Origin of the sequence: Actinoplanes sp. CA-142083, assembly GCF_050942195.1 — a bacterium.
Classification (GTDB): Bacteria; Actinomycetota; Actinomycetes; order Mycobacteriales; family Micromonosporaceae; genus Actinoplanes.
In genome coordinates this window covers 5047234-5064605 of record NZ_CP192076.1, presented here as the reverse complement: position 1 = coordinate 5064605, position 17372 = coordinate 5047234, and the positions used below count along the sequence as shown (strand labels likewise).

General features: G+C 72.8%; 13 protein-coding genes. 5 read left to right on the top strand and 8 right to left on the bottom strand.

What is annotated here, in order from left to right; all coding sequences use genetic code 11:
* Positions 1 to 4: 4 nt before the first annotated feature.
* Both ACQPZX_RS23145 and ACQPZX_RS23140 read left to right on the top strand, forming a co-directional pair.
* Positions 5 to 1075, top strand: a complete 1071-nt coding sequence (locus tag ACQPZX_RS23145; RefSeq protein WP_433384095.1) for a DUF2855 family protein — start codon at positions 5 to 7, stop codon at positions 1073 to 1075.
* A gap of 44 nt (positions 1076 to 1119) precedes the next feature.
* On the top strand, positions 1120 to 2745 hold the full coding sequence (locus ACQPZX_RS23140; RefSeq protein ID WP_433384093.1) for a beta-N-acetylhexosaminidase: 1626 nt from the start codon (positions 1120 to 1122) through the stop codon (positions 2743 to 2745).
* On the opposite strand, the gene ACQPZX_RS23135 is transcribed toward ACQPZX_RS23140, so the two are convergent.
* Entirely contained in the window at positions 2739 to 7841 is a 5103-nt protein-coding gene (locus ACQPZX_RS23135) for a trypsin-like peptidase domain-containing protein (RefSeq protein ID WP_433384091.1), read from the bottom strand. The two genes, ACQPZX_RS23140 and ACQPZX_RS23135, sit on opposite strands and share 7 nt — an antisense overlap.
* A 63-nt stretch (positions 7842 to 7904) precedes the next feature.
* Here ACQPZX_RS23135 and ACQPZX_RS23130 point away from each other — a divergent pair, with 63 nt between their 5' ends.
* Positions 7905 to 8276, top strand: a complete 372-nt coding sequence (locus ACQPZX_RS23130) for a VOC family protein (protein WP_433384089.1) — start codon at positions 7905 to 7907, stop codon at positions 8274 to 8276.
* On the opposite strand, the gene ACQPZX_RS23125 is transcribed toward ACQPZX_RS23130, so the two are convergent.
* On the bottom strand, positions 8266 to 8481 hold the full coding sequence (locus tag ACQPZX_RS23125; RefSeq protein WP_433384087.1) for a hypothetical protein: 216 nt from the start codon (positions 8479 to 8481) through the stop codon (positions 8266 to 8268). The genes ACQPZX_RS23130 and ACQPZX_RS23125 overlap by 11 nt on opposite strands.
* A 118-nt stretch (positions 8482 to 8599) precedes the next feature.
* Here ACQPZX_RS23125 and ACQPZX_RS23120 point away from each other — a divergent pair, with 118 nt between their 5' ends.
* Positions 8600 to 9838 (top strand): RNA polymerase sigma factor, encoded by a 1239-nt coding sequence (locus ACQPZX_RS23120; RefSeq protein WP_433384085.1) that lies wholly within the window; start codon positions 8600 to 8602, stop codon positions 9836 to 9838.
* On the opposite strand, the gene ACQPZX_RS23115 is transcribed toward ACQPZX_RS23120, so the two are convergent.
* The 5 genes from ACQPZX_RS23115 to ACQPZX_RS23095 all read right to left on the bottom strand — a co-directional run bounded on the left by ACQPZX_RS23115 (position 9829) and on the right by ACQPZX_RS23095 (position 16096).
* Positions 9829 to 10254, bottom strand: coding sequence for a PPOX class F420-dependent oxidoreductase (locus ACQPZX_RS23115; protein WP_433384083.1), 426 nt, complete (start codon positions 10252 to 10254; stop codon positions 9829 to 9831). The genes ACQPZX_RS23120 and ACQPZX_RS23115 overlap by 10 nt on opposite strands.
* A 4-nt stretch (positions 10255 to 10258) precedes the next feature.
* The gene (locus ACQPZX_RS23110; RefSeq protein WP_433384081.1) at positions 10259 to 10996 is read right to left on the bottom strand and encodes an MBL fold metallo-hydrolase; all 738 of its coding nucleotides are present in this window, start codon (positions 10994 to 10996) and stop codon (positions 10259 to 10261) included.
* A 19-nt stretch (positions 10997 to 11015) separates the two neighbouring features.
* Entirely contained in the window at positions 11016 to 12680 is a 1665-nt protein-coding gene (locus tag ACQPZX_RS23105) for a dynamin family protein (protein WP_433384079.1), read from the bottom strand.
* 369 nt (positions 12681 to 13049) lie between these two features.
* Positions 13050 to 15575, bottom strand: coding sequence for a glycoside hydrolase family 2 TIM barrel-domain containing protein (locus ACQPZX_RS23100; RefSeq protein WP_433384077.1), 2526 nt, complete (start codon positions 15573 to 15575; stop codon positions 13050 to 13052).
* A 122-nt stretch (positions 15576 to 15697) separates the two neighbouring features.
* Positions 15698 to 16096 (bottom strand): VOC family protein, encoded by a 399-nt coding sequence (locus ACQPZX_RS23095; protein WP_433384075.1) that lies wholly within the window; start codon positions 16094 to 16096, stop codon positions 15698 to 15700.
* Positions 16097 to 16143: 47 nt separating this feature from the next.
* Between ACQPZX_RS23095 and ACQPZX_RS23090 the strand changes: the two genes are divergently transcribed.
* Positions 16144 to 16473: a TfoX/Sxy family protein gene (locus ACQPZX_RS23090; RefSeq protein WP_433384073.1), complete on the top strand. Its 330-nt coding sequence runs from the start codon at positions 16144 to 16146 to the stop codon at positions 16471 to 16473.
* On the opposite strand, the gene ACQPZX_RS23085 is transcribed toward ACQPZX_RS23090, so the two are convergent.
* Positions 16449 to 17360: a hypothetical protein gene (locus tag ACQPZX_RS23085; RefSeq protein ID WP_433384071.1), complete on the bottom strand. Its 912-nt coding sequence runs from the start codon at positions 17358 to 17360 to the stop codon at positions 16449 to 16451. The two genes, ACQPZX_RS23090 and ACQPZX_RS23085, sit on opposite strands and share 25 nt — an antisense overlap.
* Between the last annotated feature and the right edge of the window lie 12 nt (positions 17361 to 17372).

Sequence of the window (17372 nt, the reverse complement as noted above, 5' to 3'; positions counted from 1 at the left end):
GTTGATGGGCCTCTCTCACTGGACGTTCGCGGTCGCCCGGGATGACCTCGCCAAGACGACGCTCGTCTCCGGCGACCTGCCGTCGCCGGCCGAGGGCGAGGTGGTGCTGCGGGTCGACCGCGTCGGCCTGACCGCCAACAACATCACGTACGCGGTGCTCGGCGACGCCATGCGGTACTGGGAGTTCTTCCCGCCCGGGCCGCGCGGGCTGGATCCGTCGTGGGGGCTGCCGCCGCTGTGGGGCTTCGCCGACGTGGTGGCCTCCAACATCCACGGCGTGATCGAGGGCCAGCGGGTCTACGGCTACCTCCCGCCCGCGGCGTTCCTGGTCGTGCGGGCGGACCGGATCGACAAGACCGGCTTCCACGACGCGAGCGCGCACCGCGCCACCCTGCCGTCGCCGTACAACTCGTACCGCACGACGACCGGCGACCCCGCCTACCGGCACGACCGGGAGGATCTGCTGATCCTGCTGCGGCCGCTGTTCTTCACCTCGTTCATGCTCGCCGACTACCTGATCGACAACGCCTTCTTCGGCGCGTCGGTGCTGGCCGTCTCGTCGGCCTCGTCCAAGACGGCGTTCGCCGCGGCGATGGAGCTGCACGGGCGCGGCCCGCGCCTGGTGGGGCTGACCTCGCCCGCCAACGTCGAGTTCACCCGCTCGCTGGGCTGCTACGACGCGGTCCTCCCGTACTCCGAGGTCGCCTCGCTCGAGGCCGCTCCCTCGCTGTATCTCGACTTCGCCGGCACCCCGGCGTTGCGGGCGGAGGTGCGCGACCATCTCGGCTCCCGCCTGGTCCGCGATGTCGCCGTGGGCCTCACCAACCAGACTTCGAACATCGCCGCCGCCGACGAGCTGTTCTTCGCGCCCAACCAGATGCGCAAGCGCCGCCAGGACTGGGGCCGCGACGAGCTGGACCACCGCTTCGCCGACGCGTGGCACCGCTTCGCCTCGTTCGTCGCCGCCCGCCTCGAGATCCAGGTCGGCGCCGGGCCCGACGCGCTGCGCGACGCCTGGCTCGACGTCCTCGCGGGCCGCGTGCCACCGTCGGCAGGTCGCATCATCCAGCTCTGATAAGAGTCTTCACAGATCGACACCGCTTTATGTAGCGTCGGGTGATGCGCATACCTCTCGCCGCCTTGCTCGCCTGTGCGCTGCCGCTGACCGCCGCCCCGGCGCCGGCGTCGGCCGCGCCACCCGCTGTGACCCTGGACAGCGTCCTGCCCGCACCGGTCTCGGTGCGGCCCTCCGGATCGGACTTCCGCCTCACCGCCGCCACGGTCATCGAAGCTCCCGCCTCGGCCCGCAACGTGGCCGACCGCCTGGCCGCCGCGCTGCGTCCGGCCACCGGATACCGCCTGCCGATCGTCGGCCACGCGCGGGCCGGCACGCCGGCCATCACGCTTTCGACCAGCCACCCGGGCGGCAGCACGGCGACCGCCGGCGCAGGCTCCCAGGCCGGCGCCGCCTCCCAGGCCGGCCACGGCGATGCCACGCTCGGCGCCGAGGGCTATCGGTTGACCGTGCGGCGGTCCGGTGTCACGCTGCGCGCCAACGGGAACGCCGGCCTCTACGCCGGCGTGCAGACCCTGCGGCAGCTGCTCCCGGCCGCCATCGACGCGGCCACCCCACAGCACGTGCGGTGGACCGTCCCCGGCGGCGACATCGTGGACTACCCGCGGTTCGCCTACCGCGGCGCGATGCTCGATCTCGCGCGGCACTTCCACACGCCCGGCGAGGTCAAGCGCTACATCGACGACCTCAGCCGCTTCAAGATCAACTACCTGCACCTGCACCTCGCGGACGACCAGGGCTGGCGCATCCAGATCGACTCGTGGCCGCGGCTGACCACCGTCGGCGGCGCGCCGGGCACCGGAGTCGACGGCGTGGGCGGCGGCTTCCTGACCAAGGCCGACTACCGTGACCTCGTCCGCTACGCCGCCGACCGGTACGTGACGATCGTGCCGGAGATCGACATGCCGGGCCACGTGAACGCCGCGCAGGTCGCCTACCCCGAGCTCACCTGCGACGGGGTTGCCCCGCCGCCGCGCACCGACACCGAGGTCGGCTACAGCTCGCTCTGCATCGGCAAGGAGATCACGTACCGGTTCGTCGAGGACGTGATCCGCGAGCTGGCCGCCATGACACCCGGCCCGTACATCCACATCGGCGGCGACGAGGCCCACGCCACCACCACCGAGGACTACCTGACCTTCGAGCAGCGGGTGCTGCCGCTCGTCCGGAAGTACGGCAAGACCGCGTACGGATGGAATGAAATCTCCCGAGCACCCAGCGCAAGCAAGGCGGTGGCCCAGTATTGGGGTCTGGACACCTCGGACGCGACGCTGGCGGCGGCCGTGGCCCGCGGCACCAAGGTGGTCATGTCCCCCGCCAACCTCGCCTATCTCGACATGAAATACGACCCGTCAACCCCGTTGGGCTTGAGCTGGGCGGCCTACATCGAGGTCCATGACGCGTACGGGTGGGATCCCGGCACGCGCCTCGCCGACGTCCCCGCGTCGGCCGTCCTCGGCGTCGAGGCGCCGCTGTGGTCGGAGACGCTGCGCTCGATCGACGACATCGAGTTCATGGCGTTCCCCCGCCTGCCCGCGATCGCCGAGCTCGGCTGGTCGGCCACGCACGACTGGGAGTCGTTCCGCGCCCGGCTCGGGGCCTACGGACCGCGCTGGGTGTTCCAGGGCGTCAACTTCTACCGATCGCCGCAGATCGACTGGGCTCACTGACCCTCGGGCTCGCCGCGGATCATCGCGAGGTTCTGCCGCGCCGATGCGGAGCCCTCCTGGACGCCCTGCGCCCAGTTGGCCTCCGCCTCGGCGCGGTCACCCTTCTCGTAGGCGAGCACGCCGAGCAGGTTCCACGCCTCGGACATGCCCTTGCCGGCGGCGGCCCGCAGCCAGGGCTCCGCGGTATCCGGGTCACGCTCGGAGAGCAGCGACCCGTAGTTGTACATCCCTTCGGCGTAGCCGAGCTGCGCCGCCCTGTGGAAGTACGCTTCCGCCCGGCTGTCCTGGTTCTTCCAGAAGGCCGCGCCGAGCAGCACGAGCGCCGGCGCGTGGTCGGCCTTCGCCGCCCGGAACAGCCAGTCGGTCTGCTCCGGGCCCGCCACCGACCGATCCAGGGCGAGGTGGTACATCGAGGGGGCGTGCCCGGCCTCGGCCGCGACCCGCAGCCACCGCGCGGCTTCCTCGTGCTCGTCCCGGTCCCGGCACACCAGGCCGACCTCGGCCGCGCCGAGCGGATCGCCGCCCGTGGCGCCGGCCCGGAACCATCGCTCCGCCGCGTTGGCCCGGCCCTGGTCCCGGTGCAGCCGGCCGAGCCAGGTGGCGGCGCGCGCGTGCCCGGCCTCGGCCGCGCGCTCGAGGGTCCCTTCGGCCCGCGCGAACTCGCCGTGGTCGAAGAGCCACAGCCCATGCAGGGCCCGGCTGTTCAGATCACCACCGGCCGAGGCCGTGTGCAGCCACCGCCCGACTCCTTCCTCGTCGTCGTTCACGAACGCTTGCCGGCCGAGGATCGCCATGCCCTCGACGTGGCCCGAGTCGGCGGCGATGGCCGCCATCGCTTGGCTCCGTTCAGCGTCGTCCCGCCCGTCGCGGCCGAGCGCCAGACGCAGCGCCGCCGTCGCCGACCCGGCATCGACCGCCCGACGCCACCACGTCCCTGCGACCTCGAGCTCCTCGTCGGCGGCGTGCCAGTCCCCCAGGAGCAGGGCCGCCTCGGCATCTCCGGCGAGCGCCGCTTTGCGCAGCCATTCCCGCCCCGACTCGTCGCCGCGTCCCTTCAGCCGCGCTCCGATCCGGCAGGCGGCCCGAGGGTCTCCGGCCTCGGCCATGACCTTGTCGAGGAGCGCGGCATCCGCGCCGGGCGTGCTCGCCGTCGCGGGTGTGGCCGCAGTGCCGGGTGTGGGCGTCGGTGGGGGCAGGCTTGCGGTGGCGTCGATGACGGTGAGGCCGTGTGATGCGCTGATGGCGATCGTCGCGGCGTCGGCGGCGACGTGGACGGCCGCGTCGTCGAGGGGGATTCGGGCGAGGAGCTCGCCGGTTTCCAGGTTCCAGGTCCAGAGGTCGCCGTCCTGGGTGCCGGTCACCAGCAGGTGGCGGCCGTCGGGCAGGCGGGTGATGGCGGGGTCGTTCCAGCGGAGCCCGCGCTCGCCGAGGGTGTGCACCCGGGTGCCGGTGCCGACGTCCCACACCCGGATGTCGGCCGCGGTGGCGACCAGGAGGAGCCGGCCGTCGTCCAGGTGCACGAAGGCGAAATGGTGCACGCCGTAGAACGTCGTCGGCGTGTGGAGGGCCAGGTCCACGCGGCCTCGGGTGTTGTTCCAGACGCGGATCGCGCCGCCGTGGTCGCCGACGGCCAGCAAGCTGTCGCCCCAGCGGGTGGACGCCAGGGCGGTCAGCATCGAGCCGCCGGCGATCGTCGCCTCACGAATGTCGCCCGAAGCCACGTCGATCTGCCGGAGCACCGTCTCCGGGCGGTTGAAGTCGCCGCCGCCGTTGCTGACGAGCTTGTCGCGGCCGTCCGGGTCGGTCATGAGGACCGATTCCCGGCAGTAGCCGCCCGGCGCGGCCGGAAAGGCTTTCAGCAGTTCTCCGGTGTCGCAGTCCCAGAACGCCACGCCCGAAGGGCTGCCGTCCGAGCTGGACGTGAGCAGCGCCGGCGCCCCGGTGAGCCAGGTCGTGACCGCCGCCAGCTCGACCCGGCCGCCGTGGGCCGGCCGGTTCTCGAGGATCTCGCCCGTGGTCAGGTCGCGGAACACCAACGAGCCGTCCTTGCGGCCGGCCACGACGGCGGGGGTGTGCCGATGGCGCAGGACGGCGATCGGGTCGTCGATCCGTTCGGCCGGCGCCGGCTCGCCGAACACGTCCGGGTCGCTGAGGTCCCACAGGCGGACGTCCCCGCCGCCGCTGACCAGGAAGAGACGCCCGTCCGCCAGGCGGGTCGCCGCCACCGCGCCGATGCCGCCGAAGTGCCCGCCGAGCCGGCCGATCTCGGTGCCGTCGATCGTGTAGACCCCGACCGGGCCGGCGAACCCGGTGTCGTCGCCGAGGTCGGTGGCGAACACGATCCGGTCGTCGTCGAGCCGGGCCACGGCGAGCAGGCTCATGTCGTGCCGCATGTCCACGCTGGAGGTCTCGGTTCCGCTGTCCGGGTCCCAGCATCGGACGGTCCAGTCCGACGCGCCGCTGATCAGCATGGTGTGGCCGTTGCCCAGGCGGCACGTCGCCAGCGAGCGCACCGAGTCGCGGTGCCCGGTGAGCCGCGCGGACTCGGTGAAGGTGACCGGGTCCCACAGCGCGATGTCGTTGGAGCGGCCGGCGCTGACCAGGCGGGGCCCGGCCGCGGTCGGCACGATCGTGAGCGCGGTCAGGCCGGCGTGGTCGGCGGTGACGACGTGGGTGGCGGTGCCCGACGAAAGGTCCCAGCACCGCAGCGTGCCGTCCATGCTGCCGCTGACCAGCCGCGGCAACCCGGCCGACCCGGCGAGGGACGGCCCAGCGACGGACGGCCCAGCGACGGACGGCCCAGCGACGGACGGCCCAGCGAGCCACACCAACCCGGTGGCGTAGCGGTCGTGCCCGAGCAGCTCGCTCACCAGCTCCCCGGTGGCCACGTCGTGAACCCGGACCTTGTTGTCCTGTCCGGCGCTGGCGAGCAGCACCCGGTCGCCGTGCTGATGGAAGGCCAGGGCCTCGACCGCACCGTTGTAGGGCTCGGTCAGGTCGCGCACCGTAGCGCCGGTGCCGATGTCGCTGACCCGTACGGCGTTCCACCCGCCCGCCGCGACCAGGGTGCGGCCGTCGGCGAGGATCACCGTGGCGAGCACGCCGACATGGCTGGGAGTGAGCAGCGGCTGGTGCCGCGAGCGCGGGACGTCGGACCACAGCACCTTCCACGCCGGCTCGATCCGGAAGTCCAGAGCCGGGAGCAGCCCGGGGTCGTTGCGGTAGGCCGCGGTCCGCAGCAGGGCCGCGCGGACGGCCGGTGGCTCCGGCGGCAGCAGGTGCGCGATCCGGCGCAGCAGTCCGGTCATCCGCCGGGACCGCTCGGACGTCGCGTTGATGACCTGGAGGAGCCGGTCGACGTCCGCGCGGATCACGTAGTCGGGATCGTTGAACAGGTCGTCGAGACGGTCCACGGCCGCGTCGCGCAGCATCAGCGGGTACGTCCTCAGCGCGTACGCGGGAGTGTTGTCGGGCCATCGATTCTGCTGGAAGGTTCTTGTCCAAACGTGGATCGCCTCCCGGCACCCGGCGAGGGCACCGGCTCCGAGCAGGCCGACGGCCTCGGCGAGCAGCTCCTGGTGGGTGAAGGAGATGGCGGGGCCGGCCTCCGGATCGTCGGTGCGCTCGGCGAGCGTGCGGCCGGCCGTGCCGGTGACGATGCGCGACAGGGCGAACCGGCCGAGCCCGGTGATCTGCTCGAGGTCGTCGAGGGTCAGGCCACCGCCGGAGACCGCGACCGTGCCGATGACCTTGCGGATGTCGTCGTCGCCCAGCACTCCCCCGAGCTCCAGGCGGGCAAGGCGGGCGATCTCGGTGGCGTGCGGCGACACGTCGATCCGGCGGGGCTCGCAACGCCGTACGGGATGATCGAATGGCACATCGGCGGGGACGGTCCATCGAGGCCGGCCCACCACCAGCACCCGGAGCCCGGGCGGCGGCGCTTTCGGCAGCAGCGAAAGGACGCTGGGGACCGCGCCCCGGTCCTCGTCGACGCCGTCCACGAGCAGCAGGAGCCGGCGTCCCAGCTCGTCGCACCGCTGGGCCGCGCTCGCGAGCGAGGACAGCAGCCGCGACAGCCGCTCCGGCCACGACAATCCCGGCGCCGGGCCGGATTCCGCCCCCAGCAGAGCGTCGAGCTGGTCGGCGACGGCCGAGGCGTACGCGTGACTGTCCGACTGGCCCAGATCCAGCGCGTTGACGAAGAAGGCGACCACGTCGACGCCGTCCGGCGGGTCGGCGGCGAACGCGGCCATCAGCGTGCTCTTGCCCGCGAACGGCTCGCCCTGCCACCAGCCGTACGCGTCGTCGCCGGCGCAGAAGGCGGCGAGATCGTCGAGCTCTTGCTCCCGCCCGCGCACACCATCGGCCGGGACGAGCTCACGCCACAGAGCGACGTAGCCGGCCCGCACCCGCCCGCCCGGCGGCGGTGGCAGCACGTCCGGCAGGCCGGCGTCCGGCGCCACCCGCCGCCGCCAGCCCTCGACCGGCGCCGCGGCCAGCCGGTTGACGCCCTCGCGCTGGTGGTGGTCGACGATCACGCCGATGATGCGGCGGTCGGCCCACACCGCCGCGCCCGACATCGCGTCCCAGGCCGAGGCCTCCGGATCCGGATCCTCGGGCGGCGGCTGCGCGACCGTGAACTCCAGCGTCCCGGACCGGCGGTTCGAGTACACCGCGATCGAGCCCTCGGCATCGAACATGTCCCGGAATGGGCGGTCGTCCGCATCCGTACGCATCTTCCACCGCGGGAATCCGACGGCATGGACCCCGATGACGGCCCGGCGCGTGCCCAGCCGGCCGAACGGCGCCGGCCGGACCGCGGGCGCCTCCTCCGGCGGTTCGATGTCGAGCAACGCCACATCGCCGTCGGCCGGCTCGACCGGCTGGACCGTCGCCGTCGCCTGCCACTCCCCCGGCCGTCCGGCGTCGAGACGCACGGTCACCTCGGCCGCGCCGGCCACCACGTGGGCCGCCGTCAGGACGGCACGCGTGCTGATCCGATACCCCGAGCCGCGCCACTGCGATCCGTCGGCCCGGGTCACCTGGATCTGGGCGACCCGATCGGCTTCGCAGCCCTCGGCCGCTCGCGGATTCATCGACCCTCCCGGGGTGGCGTCGCTCCATCATCGCGCAAAGCCCGCCGTGCCACACTCGTGATCGTGACCGTCTCCCTGCACCACATCGTGATCGACTCGCACGATCTCCCGGCGCTGGCTCGCTTCTGGACCCGGGTGCTCGACTGGAAGATCCTGTCTGAGCGGGAGCGCGAGATCGTCATCGGTCCCGACGAGAACGCGCCGGTGGGCATCTGCTTCATGCCGGTGACCGACCGCAAGCAGGTGAAGAACCGGCTGCATCTCGACCTGACGCCCGGCCCCGACGGCCGGGAGGCCGAGGTCGAGCGGATCCTCGCGCTCGGCGCCCGCCGGGTCGACGTCGGCCAGACCGGCACGGAGTCGTGGACCGTGCTCGCCGACCCCGAGGGCAACGAGTTCTGCGTCCTGCGGCCGAAAACGACCCTCATCGCCTGATCGAGGCGATCTCCATCGTCGCCGAGGGCCCCTGGTCCCACGGCGGAACGTCCATCAGATCGCCCTCGCAGCCGGCATCCCGCAGCAGGGTCACCAGCGAGACGATTCCGTCGCGGCCGCAGCCCGAGATCCGCGCCAGCGCCGCCGCGGCGTAGGTGCCGTCCGACACCGCGGTCCACGCTGTTGCTCTGTGCAGACGTCGCATGTTCCACCTCGCCGCTCATCGTTTCCACGGCCGGCGCGAGGGGTCAACGGCCGGAAACTGTCGGATCGCCGCCAGGGTTTTCGTAGTAGTGGTGAGACACAAGGGAGAAGATCTCGGCATGCAGGCGGACGTCGGGGCAGCGGTCACCCAGGCTCATCACCGGGAATGGGCGCGCGTGGTCGCCGCCCTGGCCCGGCGCTTCGGCGACCTCGACGTCGCCGAGGAGGCCGCGGCGGAGGCATTCGCGGCCGCCGTCGAGCGGTGGCCGGCCGACGGGGTGCCGCCCAACCCGGGCGCCTGGCTGGCCACCACGGCCAACCGCAAGGCGATCGACCGGGTCCGGCGCGAGAGCCGGCGCGACGACAAGCAGAAGGAGGCTCACATGCTGGTGTACGCCGACGACCCGGCCGAGCCGGCCGGCGCCATCGACGACGAGCGGCTCCGGCTGATCTTCACCTGCTGTCATCCGGCGCTCGCGATGGAGTCGCGGGTGGCGCTGACGTTGCGCCTGATCGGCGGCCTCACCGTGGCCGAGATAGCCCGGGCCTTCCTGGTGCGGGCGACCGCCATGGAGCAGCGGATCACCCGCGCGAAGGCCAAGATCAAGGCGGCCGGGATCCCCTACCGGGTGCCGTCCGAGGAGGATCTCCCGGTCCGCGTCTCCGGCGTGCTCGCCGTCCTCTTCCTGGTCTTCAACGAGGGCTACCTGGCGACCGGCCCGGGCACCGACCCGGTGCGCCAGGACCTCACCGCCGAGGCGATCCGGCTCACCCGCCTGATCCGCACCCTCCTGCCGGACGACGGCGAGGTCGCGGGACTGCTGGCGCTGATGCTGCTGACCGAGGCCCGCCGTACCGCCCGGGTGTCGGCCGGCGGCGAGCTGGTCACGCTCGCCGAACAGGACCGCGGCCGCTGGGACGCGGCGCTGATCGCCGAGGGCCACCGGCTGGTACGCGAGCGCGTGGCGACCGGGGTGCCGCCGGGTCGCTACCAGGTCCTCGCGGCGATCAACGCCGTGCACACCTGGGCCCGCGACGCGCGCGACACCGACTGGTCGCAGATCGTCGCCCTCTACGGCCAGCTCGCCCGGCTCGATCCGTCCCCGATCGTCGCCCTCAACCGGGCCATCGCGGTCGCCGAGCTCGACGGCCCGGAGGTGGCCCTGGCGGCCGTCGACCGCCTCGGGCAGCCCCTGGCGGGCTACCACGCCTTCCACGCGACCCGCGCCGACCTGCTGCGCCGGCTGGGCCGCAGCGAGGAGTCCTGCGCGGCCTACGACCAGGCGATCGAGTTGGCGGGCAACACGGCGGAGACCGCCTACCTGAGGCGCCGCCGCGACCAGCTGGGTCAGGCCTGACGGGTCCAGGGGCCGACGCCGCCGACGCGCTCGATCGCGTAGCGCACGATGTACCCCGAGGTCCGGGGCGCCGGGAACTCCTTGTCGGGGGCCATGTAGACCTTGATCAGACGGTTCAGCAGGTCCCACGCCTCGCCGGACGGGACGATGGTGGCGCGGGCGCGCAGGACGGCGTGCTCGTTGAGGAACACCGCAGGGTCGCGCGGGGCCTCGAACGACAGCACCACCCTCGGGTCGCGGCCCATGTTGCGGAGCTTCTTGTTCCACGTCAGGTGGCCGCTGACCAGCTCGTCGCCGTCGAGGCCGATCCAGATGACGCTCACCTGGGGGCTTCCATCGGGGTTGACCGTGCTCAGATGGGCCAGCGGGCCGGACTCGACAAGGTCGCGCAGTTCTTTCGGCAGCGGCTTGCTCACCGGGTCACTGTAGCGTCGCGGCGAGATCCTTCAAGGCCGTGCCGGCCCCGGCAACCAGTGGCTGGCCGTGCCCGCAGAGGATCGCTTTCACGTCGAGCGCCGCCAATTTCCGTACGGAAGCATTGGCCTTTGTCTCGTCGGCGGTGTATTGCGGATCGGACCCGGCCAGCCCCGCGTTGGTTCGCAAGGCGTCGCCCGCGACCAGGATGCCGGTGGTCGGCTCGAACACCGAGATGTGCCCGAGCGTGTGGCCGGGGGTCTCGATGATCCGCATGCCGAAGACCTCGTCGCCCTCCTTGACCGACTTCAGCGGCTTGGACGAGATGATCGAGGCCAGGTCGCCGTCGCCCGCGTAGATGGCCGCGCCCACCTTGGGCGCGACGCCCTCGAGGCCGCCCACGTGGTCCTGGTGCATGTGGGTGAGGACGATGTGCTTCACCGATTTCCAGTCGGCGCCGGCGGCCTTGAGGCCCTCCTCGATCGCGCCGGCCGAGCCGGGAGTGCCGAGGTCGACGATCGCCACCTCGCTGCCGCGCACGAGGATGTAGGCGGAGACCGACGACATCGCGACCCGCCGCCACTCACCGGCGACGGCGCCGCTCGCGGCCGGGACCGGCGACTCCTCAGGGGCGGCCTTCCCGGACGACGAAGGCGGCGACGACGACGAACATCCATTGAGGACGACGACTCCGAGCACACCGGGCGCGGTCGTGAACAGCAACCGCCGACGGGACAGTCTCATGACGATCGATTATGCCGGGTCAGGCGACACTTCGGCGGGACAGTTCGTCCAAGACCCGGGCGAGGGTCTCCCGGGAGGCGTCGGCGTCGGGGGCGGGGCGCAGCTCCATCAGCCGATCGCGGCGCGCCTCCAGGACGCGGGGCAGCGCCTCCGCCACGTACTGCCGGGCCAGCATCACCCGCTTGCGCAACTCGCCCTCGAACGCCCGCTTGGCCTCGGCGATCGCGGCTTCCGCCCAGGTGGCCAGGCGGATGCGGCGCTGCGGGCCGGCGTCGCTGCGCAGCCGCCACCAGCCGGCGCAGGCAGCGAGGGCCAGGTCGGCGCCGACCACGGCCGAGCCGGTGAGCAGCGTCAGCACCATCGCCGAGCCGGTGAGCAGCGCGGTCAGGGTGGGCAGCAGATCCGCCCCTTCGCTCTTCCCCGCGGCGCGGCGGGGCGCGGCCGGCTCCCCGGCCCGCAGCCGCAGGTCGAGCTCGGCGGGCGGCGGCAGCAGCACGTCGTCGCGGAGGCTGTCGCGCAGCGCCTCGAGGATCCGGTCCTCCGTCTCGTCGAGGGCGGCCACGCCGGCCGTCGCCAGCCCGATGACCAGCCGCGGCGCGAGCGCGTCCAGGTCGGCGCCGGGACCGCTCTCGGCCGCCTCGCGGTGGCGTTCGCCGAGCTCGTCGGCGCGGGCCGTGAACCGCTGCGTCGCCGTCTGGCGGGCCTCCTCGAACCGGGCGCCGAGCAGCCCGCCGCCGTCCAGCAGGGTGGCGACGGTGGCGATGTCGGCGTCGATCCGCTCCTGCGGGCCGGTGGCCCGGTCGAGGTGGGCGAGCAGCTCGCGGGCCACGGCCGCGGTCGCGTGCGCCTGGTTGGTGGCGCGCAGCCGGCGCAGGCCCGCCGTGGCCTCGTAGGTGATGACGTCGATCAGCTGCCGCGTCCCGGCCAGCTCGGTCAGCCGGACCGCGACGCGCTGCGGGGTGCCGGGACGGCCGGCCTGCTCGGCGAGGCGGGCCGAGATCGCGATGACCGGCAGGCGGGCCAGGTCGGGGTGCGCGGCGAGCCGGCGGCGGGTCTCGGCGAGCGTGCGGTCGTGCCCGACGGCGTCGCTCTTGTTGACGGCCACGACGATGGTGTCGAGGCGCTGGGCGGCCACGGCCAGGAACGCCATCTCGTACTCGGTGACCGGCTCGGCGCCGTCGCTGACGAACAGCAGCCCGTCGGTGTGGCGCAGGGCGGCGTTCGGCCCGCCCACCCCCGGTGTGTCGACCAGGATCAGGTCGCGCAGGATCGGCGCGTCCAGGCGGACCTCGACCCCCAGGACCGGCAATTCAACTTCATCCAATTTCGCGTACGCCTGCAGCTCGGTCACCGGGATCGGCACCCGCCGGGGTGTGCCCGGATCGTGCGGGTCGGCGATAAAGGCGACCGCCGAGTCCTCGGGCCCGTAGCGGAACTCGACCCACCCGCCGGTCGTCGGCCGGCTGCCGACCGGGCTCAGGCCCGGCCGCCCGAGCAGGCTGTTGATCAGTCGCGACTTGCCGCGGCCCGGCCCGCCGGCCACGGCGATCCGGGGCCGGCGTGGGATCTCCCGCGCGCCGGGCGGGGCGGGCAGAAAGGCCTCCAGGTCGTCGCGGCCGAGCTTGCGGGCCTCGGCGCGGACGAGGTCGATGAGGTCGGCGAGCCCGGTGTGCGGGTCGGTCACGCGGCGCCTCCGGGGGATGCGGCGGGGGGAACCGGCGGGAGATCGCGGCGAGCCTCCGGCAGCCGGGCTCGTGGACCTGTCATGACCACCACCCGGCCTTCCACCTCGTGCCGGCCGGCGTCGTCACGCCGGGCGCGGCCCTGCCCGCCATCTCTGCTCCCGGGGGATACGGCGGCCGCCACCGCTGCGGTCGTGTCCGCCGCGACCCGCCGCGGCACGGCGGCGGATGTGACGGCGAAGAAACGGCCGAGTTACGCGTATCCCACTACAAGGAGCTTTTCCATGGTGGACCCGGCCCGCAACATCCACTCGGCCGACGATCTGGTTCCGACCGGCGGATGCCCTCGGGAGAAGGCCGGCAAACCCGCGTTACCCCAAAGGGCGTACGGGAAGGGAAAGCGCATCCCCGCGCAGACCCGGCGCCGAGGCGGTCAGGGTGAGCCGGCCCGGCCTCTTCGCGGGCCGCAGGATCGCGAGCGCCCGCCCGTGCCAGGTGTGCCGGCGCGGGCGCTGGAAGCTGTCGGCGTTGTGCGGGTTGCCGCTGCCCACGGCCGCCAGCGTGCCGGCGCCCCGCACCTCGAAGCTCACCCGGTGGACGGCGTCCGGGACCAGGTGACCGTTTTCGTCCACGACCGAGACCAGGATGTGGGCCAGGTCGTCGCGGCTGGTGGTCAGCGCCGGCACGTCGGAGCTCAGGCGCAGCGCGGCCGCCGGTCCGGTGGTGCGCAGCGTGCGGCGCCCGATCTCGCGGCCGGCCCGGAAGGCGATGGCGGTGAGCGTGCCGGGCCGGAACGGGACGCTCAGGACGGCGGCGCAGCGCTCCGGGGTGGCGGAAGCTATCGGCGTGCCGTTGAGCAGCACCTGTACCTGATCGCCGGGCGTGTAGACGCGGACGACCATGGGGTGCCCGGCCGGGACATCCCAGGTCCAGCTCTCGAGCTCGTCGTAGTAGCCCCACCAGACCGCGACCTGCTCGGTGCCGGGCTGGACCGGGCGCTCGACCAGGAGCTCGACCGGGCTGGCGCCGGTCACCGCGGCGCGCCAGTGGTTCTGCGGCTTGCGCTGCCCGATCAGGTCGAGGTCGCCACAATTGCCCTGGAAGTACGGGTACGGGTAGCCGAAGCCGCCCCACCCGTGGTGCAGCAGCCGGGCGATCGACCAGCCGGGCATGACGCTCTGGTCGCCGATCGAGGCGGCCGTCCCCTCGGGCGCCATCAGCGTCTTGCCGATGCCGGATTCGCCCAGATAGTCCATCGCTGCCCAGACCCAGGTGCCGATCGCCCACGCGTTCTGTTCGCAGAAGACGGTGTCCTGGTAGATCGTCGCCGGGAAGCCCTCGCTGTGCGTCATGGGACGTTCGGGATGCGCCGCGTGCATCGGGGCGTAGCCCTTGCCGTTCGCGTTGTAGTGCACGTCGCCGATGTCCACGTAGGACCACGAGGGGTCGTCCGCGGTGAAGGCGGAGCCGCCACCGAGGGTGATCGGCCGCGTGGTGTCGATCGCGCGCAATGCGGCGGCCATCTCGGCGCCGCGAGCGCCGCCGGTGTTGTCGGTGATCTCGTTGCCGAGCGACCACATCACGACGCTCGGGTGGTTCCGGTCACGGCGGATCATGCCGGTGAGGTCGCGCTCCCACCAGTCGGCGAAGTGCACTGAGTAGTCCTGCGGCGTCTTACCGGTGTCCCACATGTCGACGAACTCGTCCATGACCAGCATGCCGAGCCGGTCGCACGCGTCGAGCAGCTCGGTCGACGGCGGGTTGTGGGCGGTGCGGATCGAGTTGAAGCCGGCCGCCTTGAGCAGCTCGACCCGGCGCTCCTCGGAGCGGCCGAGCGCGACCGCGCCCATCGGCCCGTTGTCGTGGTGGATGCAGCCGCCGACGATCTTCACGAGCTTGCCGTTCAGCCGGAACTCGCCGTTGTCCCAGCTCAAGGACCGGATCCCGAAGAGCACGGCGAGCGCGTCGCGGGTGTGGCCAGCCTTCACCAGCTCGGCGTGCGCGGTGTAGAGCGCCGGCGTCTCGACGTCCCACAGCGCGGGATGCGGCACGGTCAGGTCCACGGGCGTGCCGGGCGCGGCCTCACGGCGCGCGACAACCGAACCCCAGGGGTCGCGCACGGTGACTCGCACCAGGTCCGGCGGTGGTCCCTCGAGGGCGACTTCGACGCGTACGGTCGCGCGGCGCGCCGCCACGGACGGTGTCGTCACCGAAAGTCCCCAGAGCGGGATGCGCATGGCGTCGGTAACGGTGAGCCACGTGTGGCGGTAGATGCCCGAGCCCGAGTACCACCGGCTGGTCTGCCCGCTGTTGTCGGCCCGCACCGCCAGCACGTTCGCGCCGTCGGCGCTCAGGTGTGGCGTGAGGTCGTAGGCGAAACCGGTGTACCCGAAGGGATGGAAGCCCAGATGCGTGCCGTTCAGCCAGACGTCCGCGTTCTGGTACACGCCGTCGAAGCGCAGCTCGACCCGCTGTCCACTTCTGATCACGTGGTGGAAGCGCTTGCGGTACCACCCGGCGCCGCCGACCGTGTAGCCGGTCGACCCGCCGCCCGCGCTCGACGCCGGGTCGAACGGCCCGATCACGGCGGGCGGCACCGGCTGCGCCGGCGGGACCTGGGTGGTGAGCATGGAGGGGTCGCTGGTGGCGGCGCCGTCGTCGGAGATCGCGTACGGGAGGTCCTCGATGCCCCAGTCGTGCGGCAGGTCGAGGCCGCGCCACCGCGAGTCGTCGAGCCCCGGGTCCTGGCCGCCCTCGACGTCGCCCCGCCGGAACAGCCAGCCCTCGTCGAAGAGCTCCTCCCGCCGCCCGCCCGGCGCCTCCCCGTGCGGAACGAGCGTCCCGGCCGCGGCCACGGCGCCGAGCTGCATGGCCCGGCGCCGGCTGATCCCCGTCATGCCGCCTCCCAAGCATTGACTGGAGTCAATATCTCGCGCCGCACTGAACCGGTCAAGCGGGACGGGTCGCCGGTGCCGTGCCGGCCGGCCGCGAGGGGCCCGCCGCACCGGCACGTGGCGTCCTATGCCGCGGCCGACCGCCCGCTCACGCAGAACCGGTTGCCCTCGGGGTCGGCGAGCACGACGTAGGGTGGGTCGTCCGGATGCCGCTCGCCCGGCGCGGGATAGAAAGGCCAGTCGACCTGCCGCGCCCCCAGCCCGACCAGCCGGGCCACCTCGGCGTCCAGCGGGACGTCGCCCGCGTCCAGGTCGAGGTGGATCCGCGGGAACTCCTCGGCCGGGCTGCCGCTGGCGTCCATCGCGATGGCCGAGCCCGGCTCGCCGGCGGGCGGCTCGACGACGAACCACTCGTCGCCCTCCCACCGGGGCGGCCGCCGCACGTAGCCGAGAGCCTCGATCCAGAAGGCGCCGGCCCGGTCGGGGTCGTCCACACCGAGGGAGATCTGCGCGATCGCTGCCATGGTCCCGATCGTAGAGAGATCGGCGAACCCGGTGCGAGACTGTCGTCGTGGCTTACGACCAGGAGCTTGCCGATCGCATCCGGGAGATCGTCCAGCGGGAGCCCGGCCTGACCGAGAAGCGCATGTTCGGCGGGCTGGCGTTCCTGCTCAACGGCAACATGGCGGTGAGCGCCAGCAGCAAGGGCGGCCTGCTGCTGCGCGTCGACCCCGCCGACACGCCGACCCTCACCCAGCGGCCCGAGGCCGGCCGGTTCGAGATGCGCGGGCGCGAGATGGACGGCTGGCTGCGCATCGATCCGAGCGGGCTGGACACCGACGAGGAGCTCGAGCGCTGGGTGTCCATCGGCGTCCGCTACGCGCGGTCCCTGCCGAGCTGAGGCGCCATCGGGCCGTCGGTCAGCTCACCACCCCGGTGATCGAATCCGGTCCCGACGACTTCTCCACCGGTCAGGGCGGAGTCGGTGAAGTCCAGTTCTCCCGCTGTCATCGAGGCGCCGGCGAAGGTCACCACTCCGCCCTCGACCACCGCACGGTGGAACGACACTCGCGCCCCGCCGAACACGACATTGTTGAAATGGAACTTCCCCTCCACGAACCGGGCCCCGTAGAACGAGACGTTCCCGCCGGTGAACCGAGCGCCGGTAAGGTCGCCGCCGTAGAAGATGGCCTCCTCGAACCGGAAGTTGTATCCCTGCCACGAGACGCTGGAGAACCCGGGCCGCAGATGGTCACGGATCACCCGGACGATCGTTCGCCGGACCACCTTCTCCCCGTGGGCGTACTCGGGCCGGGCCGGATCCGCTTCGAAGGGGACCTGCAGGTAGACGGTGAGCACGTTGATACACATCTGGCGCTGCGGCGCCCAGTCGTCCGCGAGGGAGCTCATCGCGTAGACCCCGGCCAGCCGAACCGCCGGGCTCGCGTGCCCCAGCTGCTCGGACGCCTTCCCGAAGCGACCGATCAGCTGCTCGGCGTCGGCCCGGCGCGCGTCCCCCTCGGTGAGCCGCTGCTTGCGATAGGCGTACACGCCGGCGAGGACCGCCCCGACGAAGGTTGCCAGCGCCACCGTCGTCTTGAAGACGTTCAGGGTCCGGTCGGACTCCGAGCCGCCCGGCGCCGTCGACGGAATGAGGCTGTGGTCGAGCCAGATGTAGACCGTGGCCAGGGCCGCCGTGGCAACCAGGACCGACGCCACCGCGACCAGCCAGACCGGGCGCAGCCGGGGCGTGTGCCCGGCTTCCTGACGCCCCTCATCGATACGCATCCGGCCATCATG